This window comes from Streptomyces sp. NH27 (assembly GCF_056859195.1).
Map to the genome: position 1 here is coordinate 1 of NZ_JACEGK010000352.1, position 8301 is coordinate 8301.

Consider the following 8301-nt stretch of genomic DNA (forward strand, 5'->3'; position numbering starts at 1 on the left):
GACCCTCCCCACCGACGCGCTCATCCTGGACCTGGAGGACTCCGTCGCCCCCGACGCGAAGGCCGAGGCCCGGGAGCGCGTGGCGGCCGCGGCGGCGAGCGGTGCGTACGGCCACCGCGAGGTCACCATCCGGGTCAACGCCCCCGGCACCCCCTGGCACGCCGACGACCTCAAGGCCGCCGCCGCGGCCGGCCCGGACGCGGTCGTCGTCCCCAAGGTGGACTCCGCGCGGACCGTACGAGAGGTCGAGGCGGCCCTGGAGGCGGCCGGCGCCCCGGAGCGGACCGCCGTCTGGGCGATGCTGGAGACCCCGGCGGCGCTCTTCGAGGCGCGGGCCGTCGCCGAGGCGTCGCCGCGGCTGACCGTCCTGGTGATGGGCACCAACGACCTGGCCAAGGAACTGCACGCCGAGCACGTCCGCGGCCGGGCCCCGCTGCTCACCGCCCTGTCACTGGCCCTGCTCGCCGCCCGCGCCGCGGGCAAGGTCATCTTGGACGGTGTCTACAACGACGTCCACGATGTGAGCGGCTTCGAGGCGGAGACCCTCCAAGCCCGGCAACTCGGCTTCGACGGCAAGACCCTGATCCACCCCAAGCAACTCGAACCCTGCAACCGGATCTTCGCGCCCACCGAGGCGGAGATCGAGCGTTCCGGACGGATCATCGCCGCCTTCGAAGAGGCCACGTCACAGGGGCGCGGCGTGGTCACCGTGGACGGTCGGATGATCGAGAACCTGCACGTCGAGGAGGCCCGGCGGGTGCTCGCGCTCGCCGAGGCCGTCGCCGGGCGCTGACGGCGATCGCACCCCTGGCGGCATGAACCCGCCAATCGGGGCGGGCTCCGGCACCGGCTCCCGGACCCGCCCCACCTCGCCGTCTGTCGGGACCCACCATGAAGAGCCGGTGGACACTGTACGAAGTAGATGGCCCGTTCCGACCCCGCACGCTCGTACTGTCGATACATGACCACATCGCAAGAGCTGCCCGTCACGGCGAACGACGCCCGGGGGCGCGTCGCGGAGCTTCGTGCGATCCGCGAGGAGGTGCGTCGGGGGCCGAGCGAGAAGGCGACGGCGGCTCAGCGGGCGAAGGGGAAGCTGACCGCGCGCGAGCGGATCGAGCTACTGCTGGACGAGGGCTCGTTCCGTGAGGTGGAGCCGCTGCGCCGGCACCGGGCCACGGGCTTCGGGCTGGAGGCGAAGCGGCCGTACACCGACGGTGTGATCACCGGGTGGGGCACCGTGCACGACCGGACGGTCTTCGTGTACGCGCACGACTTCCGGATCTTCGGCGGCGCGCTGGGCGAGGCGCACGCGCAGAAGATCCACAAGATCATGGATATGGCGATCTCGGCGGGCGCGCCGCTGGTGTCGCTGAACGACGGCGCCGGCGCCCGTATCCAGGAGGGCGTCTCGGCGCTCGCCGGGTACGGCGGCATCTTCCAGCGCAACACCCGCGCCTCCGGTGTCATCCCGCAGATCTCGGTGATGCTCGGCCCGTGCGCGGGCGGCGCGGCGTACTCCCCGGCGCTCACGGACTTCGTGTTCATGGTGCGGGAGACCTCGCAGATGTTCATCACCGGCCCCGACGTGGTGCAGGCGGTGACGGGCGAGGAGATCAGCCAGAACGGCCTGGGCGGCGCCGACGTGCACTCGGCGGTCTCCGGCGTGTCGCACTTCGCCTACGACGACGAGCAGACCTGCCTGGAGGAGGTCCGCTACCTGCTGTCGCTGCTGCCGCAGAACAACCGGGAGAACCCGCCCGCGGCGGATAACCAGGACCCGGTGGACCGCCGCAGCGAGGTGCTGCTCGACCTGGTGCCGGCCGACGGCAACCAGTCGTACGACATGCACAAGGTGATCGAGGAGATCGTCGACGACGGCGAGTACCTGGAGATCCACGAGCGCTGGGCCACGAACATCATCGTGGCGCTCACCCGGATCGACGGCCAGGTGGTCGGCATCATCGCCAACCAGCCCGCCTCGCTCGCCGGTGTGCTCGACATCGAGGCGTCCGAGAAGGCCGCCCGCTTCGTACAGATGTGCGACGCGTTCAACATCCCGATCATCACTCTTCTGGACGTACCCGGCTTCCTGCCCGGCGTCGCGCAGGAGCACGGTGGAATCATCCGGCACGGCGCCAAGCTGCTCTACGCGTACTGCAACGCCACCGTCCCCCGGATCTCGTTGATCCTGCGGAAGGCGTACGGCGGTGCGTACATCGTGATGGACTCGCAGTCGATCGGTGCGGACCTGACGTTCGCATGGCCGACGAACGAGATCGCGGTGATGGGCGCGGAGGGCGCGGCGAACGTGATCTTCCGTCGGCAGATCGCCGACGCCGACGATCCGGAGGCGATGCGGACCCGCATGGTCAAGGAGTACAAGGCCGAGCTGATGCACCCGTACTACGCCGCCGAGCGCGGCCTGGTGCACGACGTGATCGACCCGGCCGAGACGCGTGAGGTGCTGGCCGGCTCGCTGGCCATGCTCCGCACGAAGCATGCCGACCTGCCGTCCCGCAAGCACGGCAACCCCCCGCAGTGATCCCCCAACCGCGACCGGTGAGCGCCACGTTCCTGAACGCGGCGCACACCCCGGCCGACCCGAACCACCCGAACGACCCGAACCACCCTGGCGACCTGGCCAGCGGTTCACCCTTGGAGACCATCGTGAGCACTCCCACAGATTCGCTGGTGCGCGTCGAGAAGGGGCACGCGGCTCCCGAGGAGCTCGCCGCGCTCACCGCGCTGCTGCTCGCTCGCGCCGCCGCGGGTGGCTCCGCCGGGCAGGAGCAGGGCACCCCTGCCCGCTCCACGGCCGGCTGGCGCCGTCTTGAGCGCACCCCGGGCTTCCGCGCCCCCCACTCCTGGCAGGGCTGAGGGCCCCGCAACGGAAGAACGGCTCCCTCCGTGCTGACACGGAGGGAGCCGCAGACAACCAGGGGCGCGGGGAACGGCGCGAGAACCCCCCACCGGCAGGTGGTCCCTGAACCGACAGGACCACCCACCCCAAGGGGTTACGTCACCCCAGCTTCGCCAGGGCCGCGTCGATGCGGGTGAGGGAGCGGTCGCGGCCCAGGACCTGGAGCGACTCGAAGAGCGGCAGGCCGACCGTGCGGCCGGTGACCGCGACCCGCAACGGCGCCTGGGCCTTGCCGAGCTTGAGGCCGTGCTCCTCGCCCGCGGCGAGCACCGCGTCCTTGAGCGACTCGGGGGCGGACCAGTCCGCCCCCGCCAGCTTCTCCCGGACGGTGCGCAGCAGCGCGTCCGAACCCTCCTTCATCGCCTTCGCCCACGACGCCTCGTCGTCGGCCGGCTCGTCGAGGAAGAGGAAGTCGACGTTCGCGGTGATGTCGGAGAGCACCGTCACCCGGGTCTGGGCGTGCGGCGCGATCGCCTGCCACGCGGCCTCGTCGAAGGACTCCGGCGCCCAGGGCGCGAAGGGCGCGCGCAGCCACGGCGCGCACGCCTCGGTGAACTCCTTCACCCCGAGCCGCCGGATGTGATCGGCGTTGATCGACTCGGCCTTCTTCAGGTCGAAGCGGGCCGGGTTGGCGTTGACGTCGGCGATGTCGAACTTCGCCACCATCTCCGCGATTGAGAAGACGTCCTGGTCGGCGGAGTACGACCAGCCCAGCAGCGAGAGGTAGTTGAGCAGCCCCTCGGGCAGGAAGCCGCGCTCCCGGTACAGGTTGAGCGACGCCTGCGGGTCCCGCTTGGAGAGCTTCTTGTTGCCCTCGCCCATGACGTACGGCAGGTGGCCGAAGGCCGGGACGGTCTTGGCGATGCCCAGCTCGATCAGCGCGTCGTACAGCGCGATCTGCCGCGGGGTGGAGGAGAGCAGGTCCTCGCCGCGCAGCACATGGGTGATCTCCATCAGCGCGTCGTCCACCGGGTTGACCAGGGTGTACAGCGGCGCGCCGTTGGCCCGCACGATGCCGTAGTCCGGCACGTTCTCCGGTGTGAAGGTCAGCTCGCCGCGGACCAGGTCGGTGAAGGTGATCGGGCGGTCCGGCACCCGGAAGCGGACGATCGAGGCGCGGCCCTCGGCCTGGTAGGCGGCGACCTGCTCGGCGGTGAGGTCCCGGCAGTGCCCGTCGTACCCGGCGGGGCGGCCGGCCGCGCGGGCGGCCCCACGGCGGGCTTCCAACTCCTCGGTGGTGCAGTAGCAGTCGTACGCGTGCCCGGCCTGCTTCAGCCGCAGCGCCACGTCGGCGTAGAGATCCATCCGCTGGGACTGCCGGTAGGGCGCGAACGGGCCGCCGACCTCGGGGCCCTCGTCCCAGTCCAGGCCGAGCCAGCGCATCGAGTCCAGCAGCGCCGCGTACGACTCCTCGGAGTCGCGGGCCGCGTCGGTGTCCTCGATGCGGAAGACCAGGGTGCCCTGCTGGTGCCGGGCGAAGGCCCAGTTGAACAGCGCGGTGCGGATCAGCCCGACGTGCGGGTTGCCGGTCGGGGAGGGGCAGAACCGGACGCGTACGCCGGTGTCGCCGGAGGTGGGGGAGGGTGCAGGAGCGGATGCGCTAGCCACGCGAGATCACCTTGTTGGTGAGAGTGCCGATGCCTTCGATGGTGACGGCGACCTCGTCGCCGGGGAGCAGCGGGCCCACGCCCGCGGGGGTGCCGGTGAGCAGGACGTCACCGGGCAGCAGCGTCATCGCCTCGGTGATGTTGACGATCAGGTCCTCGATCGAGTTCAGCATCTGCCGGGTGCGGCCGGCCTGGCGCAGCTCGCCGTTGACGGTCGCGGTGATCGCCAGGTCGCCGGCGGCTTCGAGGTCGAGCGAGGTCTCGATCCACGGGCCGATCGGGCAGGAGGAGTCGAAGCCCTTCGCCCGCGCCCACTGCTTCTCGGCGCGCTGGGTGTCGCGGGCCGTCACGTCGTTGGCGCAGGTGAAGCCGAGGATCACGTCCTTGACCCGGTCCCGCGGCACATCCCGGCACAGCCGGCTGATCACGACCGCCAACTCCGCTTCGTGGTGCACCTCGTTGGAGAACGAGGGGTACACGATCGGGTCGCCGGGGCCGATCACCGAGGTCGACGGCTTGAAGAACGCCCAGGGCGCGTCCGGCACCTCGTGGCCCAGCTCCGCGGCGTGGGCCGCGTAGTTGCGGCCGATGGCGACCACCTTGTTGGGCAGGACCGGCGACAGCAGCCGCACCTTGTCCAGCGGGACCTTCGTGCCGGACAGCTCGAAGTCCGCGAAGGGCACGCCCTTCATGATGTTGACGACGAGACCCTCGGGCCCGCTGGGGGTCCCCCCACCGGAGGCAGGGGGAGGGTCGCCCTCGACCGCTCCGAACGCCACGTTGCCGTCGATGGAGAACCTGACGATGCGCATGGTCTTACCCTAGCGGCCGGTCCGGTCTCCGCCGACCCGGCGATAGCCGCAGGTCAGCGCTGGCTTCAGGGGGCGACGGGGGTCTGCGGCAGTTCGTTGAGTACCGTACGGCGCGGGTTCGCCGTGTGCTGCGGCAGCGTGTTGACCGCGGATTCGGCGGGTTCGCCGTCGGCCGTGTCCACCACGACCGGCGAGACGGCCAGTTCGGACGCGTCCTTGAGGTGCGCGAGAGTGGTGCGCCGCGGGTTGGCGATCATCTGACGGAACATCAAGGTGGTCTTCATCTGCCGTGTGGACCTCGGGTCTCGGGGGTGGGCGGGCGGCGGTTGACATCGCCGCGACTTATGTAAAGCACCAGGCTAGTGCTGCCCATTCCCGCCATGGCCGGGCACAGACATCCGACGGTCTGTGATTTTGCTCACGAACTACACCACATTGCACGCTATTCGGTCAATTGGTGCGGACGTGCGAATCAGGCAAAGGTTCCATCGACGCCGAAATAGGCGTCGATCGCCGGCTCGGGCGCCGCTCGACACCGGTGGAACCAGTTACCACCGCGGTCCGTAATCACCCCATATCGCCACCCTGACGCTCGACGCTGCGTATATGGTCCATCGCGACGAGTGACACATTCCAACAGCTCGGCTACGGGCCTTGTTGGGAGATCCGGCACTGTGCTGGAATTCCCCGGACCGCCGCATCTCGACGAACCGGCGCGCAGGGGGCGCGGACGGAACACCGAGTGGCGGTGAAGGGCACATCAGCCGTCCCGCGACCCGGGCCGGCCTGAGCCCCCATGACTCGACACCGTCCCTTCAGCCTCACGGCGAGGGACGCCTGGTCCAGAGGTTGCGACGCTAGTGCAGGGACGTTTCAAGAGGGACAGCGGCGCTGCGGGCGACTCGGAGCGGCCCGGCGGGGCCGGCAACGGCTCCAAGGCCGCGGCCGACTCCGGAACCGCCACGCCGGGTACCACTGCGGCCCCCGGGCGGATGAGCATGCCCAGCGGTATGGAAGCCGGCAAGATCACCGGCCTCGACGGCAAGCCCGGCCCCCGAATAGCCATGCGCAACTGGCGCATCAGCACCAGACTCATCTCGCTGCTCGCACTCCCTGTGGTCACCGCCTCCGCCCTCGGCGGCCTGCGCATCAACAACTCGGTGGACAACATCCACCAGCTCGAGCACATGAAGACCCTGACCGACATCACCGAGCAGGCCACCAACCTGGCCGCCGCGCTCCAGGAGGAGCGCGACAGCTCGGCGGGCCCGCTGTCGGCCAACCAGAAGAGCAACGACGCGGTGGCCGCCTCCCGCCAGGCCACGGACCGCGACCTCAAGCTCTACGAGCAGGCGACCGACGACATCTCGGACTCCGACCCGGTCTTCAGCGGGGTCCGCGCCACCCTGGTCGCCATCGGTGGCCAGCTCGCCAACCTCAACGAGATCCGCGGCGAGGCGTACACCTCCCAGTCGGGCATCGCCCAGACCGTCTCCGAGTACGACGGCCTGGTCACCTCGCTGCTGTCGCTCTCCCAGGACATGGCGCAGGCCACCAGCAACTCCCAGATGATCAAGGCGACCCGCGCGCTGTCGGCGTTCTCCTCCGCCAAGGAGTACGAGTCGATGCAGCGCGCGGTGATCAGCGCCGCGTTCGCCAGTGGCGGCACGCTCCACGCCGACGAGTACCAGTCGGTGAAGTGGGCGGCCGCGGACGAGAACACCGCGATCACCCGGTTCATGAAGGTCTACGGCACCGACGCCGCCGCGCTGCTGCGCCCCATCCAGGGCGACAACGACACGATCGCCGCGCACGACAACGAGCGCGAGCGGATCGCCAGTTCGCAGGGCGCGATCACCAAGATCAACAGCTCGTACCTGGACTGGGACGACGCGGCGAAGACCAAGATCGACGCGATGAACCAGATCGAGCGCTCGCTGCTCAGCGAGATGCAGCAGAAGTCGCTGCACCTGCAGAGCGAGGCGAAGCGCGAGGCGCTGATATCCGGCGCGATCATCCTGCTGGTCCTCGGCGTCGCCGTGGTCGGCGCGTTCGTCGTCGGCCGCTCGATGGTCCGCTCGCTGCGCCGGCTCCAGCAGACCGCCCAGGACGTCGCCCAGAAGCGGCTGCCCGAGCTGGTGAAGCAGCTGTCCGACACCGACCCGCAGGACGTCGACACCTCGGTCGAGTCGATCGGCATCAACAGCCGTGACGAGATCGGCCAGGTGGCCCGCGCGTTCGACGAGGTCCACAGCGAGGCGGTCCGGCTCGCCGCCGAGCAGGCGCTGCTGCGGGGCAACGTCAACGCGATGTTCACCAACCTCTCCCGCCGCAGCCAGGGCCTCATCCAGCGCCAGCTGTCGCTAATCTCCGAGTTGGAATCGCGCGAGGCCGACCCGGACCAGCTCTCGTCGCTGTTCAAGCTCGACCACCTCGCGACCCGCATGCGCCGCAACGGTGAGAACCTGCTGGTCCTCGCCGGTGAGGAGCCCGGCCGCCGGTGGACCCGCCCGGTCCCGCTGGTCGACGTGCTGCGCGCCGCCGCGTCCGAGGTGGAGCAGTACGAGCGGATCGAGCTGACGTCGGTGCCGTCGGCCGAGGTCACCGGTCGTATCGTCAACGACCTCGTGCACCTGCTCGCCGAGCTGCTGGAGAACGCCACCTCGTTCTCCTCCCCGCAGACCAAGGTGCGGGTCACCGGTCACTCGCTGCCCGACGGCCGCGTGCTGATCGAGATCCACGACACCGGTATCGGCCTGTCCCCGGAGGACCTCGCCGACATCAACGAGCGGCTGGCCAACCCGCCCACCGTGGACGTCTCCGTCTCCCGCCGGATGGGCCTGTTCGTGGTCGGCCGGCTGTCCCTGCGGCACGGCATCCGCATCCAGCTGCGCCCGTCGGACTCCGGCGGCACCACCGCACTGGTCATGCTGCCGGTCGACGTCACGCAGGGCGGCGC

Annotated in this window: 7 protein-coding genes; 4 read left to right on the forward strand and 3 right to left on the reverse strand. The window is 70.1% G+C overall.

The genetic code is table 11. The annotated features are described in order from the left end of the window. The 3 genes from AC13HU_RS25320 to AC13HU_RS25330 form a co-directional block, all read left to right on the forward strand. Window positions 1–793, forward strand: a 793-nt coding sequence (locus tag AC13HU_RS25320; protein WP_483044249.1) for an HpcH/HpaI aldolase/citrate lyase family protein, incomplete at its 5' end; no start/stop codon positions are given. Window positions 794–961: 168 nt separating this feature from the next. Beyond that, window positions 962–2545: an acyl-CoA carboxylase subunit beta gene (locus AC13HU_RS25325; protein ID WP_483044250.1), complete on the forward strand. Its 1584-nt coding sequence runs from the start codon at window positions 962–964 to the stop codon at window positions 2543–2545. 122 nt (window positions 2546–2667) lie between these two features. Continuing rightward, entirely contained in the window at window positions 2668–2880 is a 213-nt protein-coding gene (locus AC13HU_RS25330; protein WP_483044255.1) for an acyl-CoA carboxylase epsilon subunit, read from the forward strand. A gap of 142 nt (window positions 2881–3022) precedes the next feature. Here the strand turns inward: AC13HU_RS25330 and gltX are convergent, their stop codons facing one another. The 3 genes from gltX to AC13HU_RS25345 form a co-directional block, all read right to left on the reverse strand. Next, window positions 3023–4531 carry a glutamate--tRNA ligase gene (gene gltX / locus AC13HU_RS25335; protein ID WP_483044251.1) on the reverse strand — a complete coding sequence of 503 codons (1509 nt, stop codon included), beginning with the start codon at window positions 4529–4531 and terminating at the stop codon, window positions 3023–3025. Further along, complete coding sequence (locus AC13HU_RS25340) at window positions 4524–5342, reverse strand: fumarylacetoacetate hydrolase family protein (RefSeq protein WP_483044252.1); 819 nt, start codon at window positions 5340–5342, stop codon at window positions 4524–4526. Before AC13HU_RS25340 ends, gltX begins: the two co-directional genes overlap by 8 nt. Window positions 5343–5407: 65 nt before the next feature. Further along, the gene (locus AC13HU_RS25345; RefSeq protein ID WP_483044253.1) at window positions 5408–5626 is read right to left on the reverse strand and encodes a hypothetical protein; all 219 of its coding nucleotides are present in this window, start codon (window positions 5624–5626) and stop codon (window positions 5408–5410) included. A 576-nt stretch (window positions 5627–6202) separates the two neighbouring features. On the opposite strand from AC13HU_RS25345, the gene AC13HU_RS25350 reads away from it, so the two are divergent. Continuing rightward, a partial coding sequence (locus AC13HU_RS25350; protein ID WP_483044254.1) for a sensor histidine kinase occupies window positions 6203–8301 on the forward strand: 2099 nt, incomplete at its 3' end.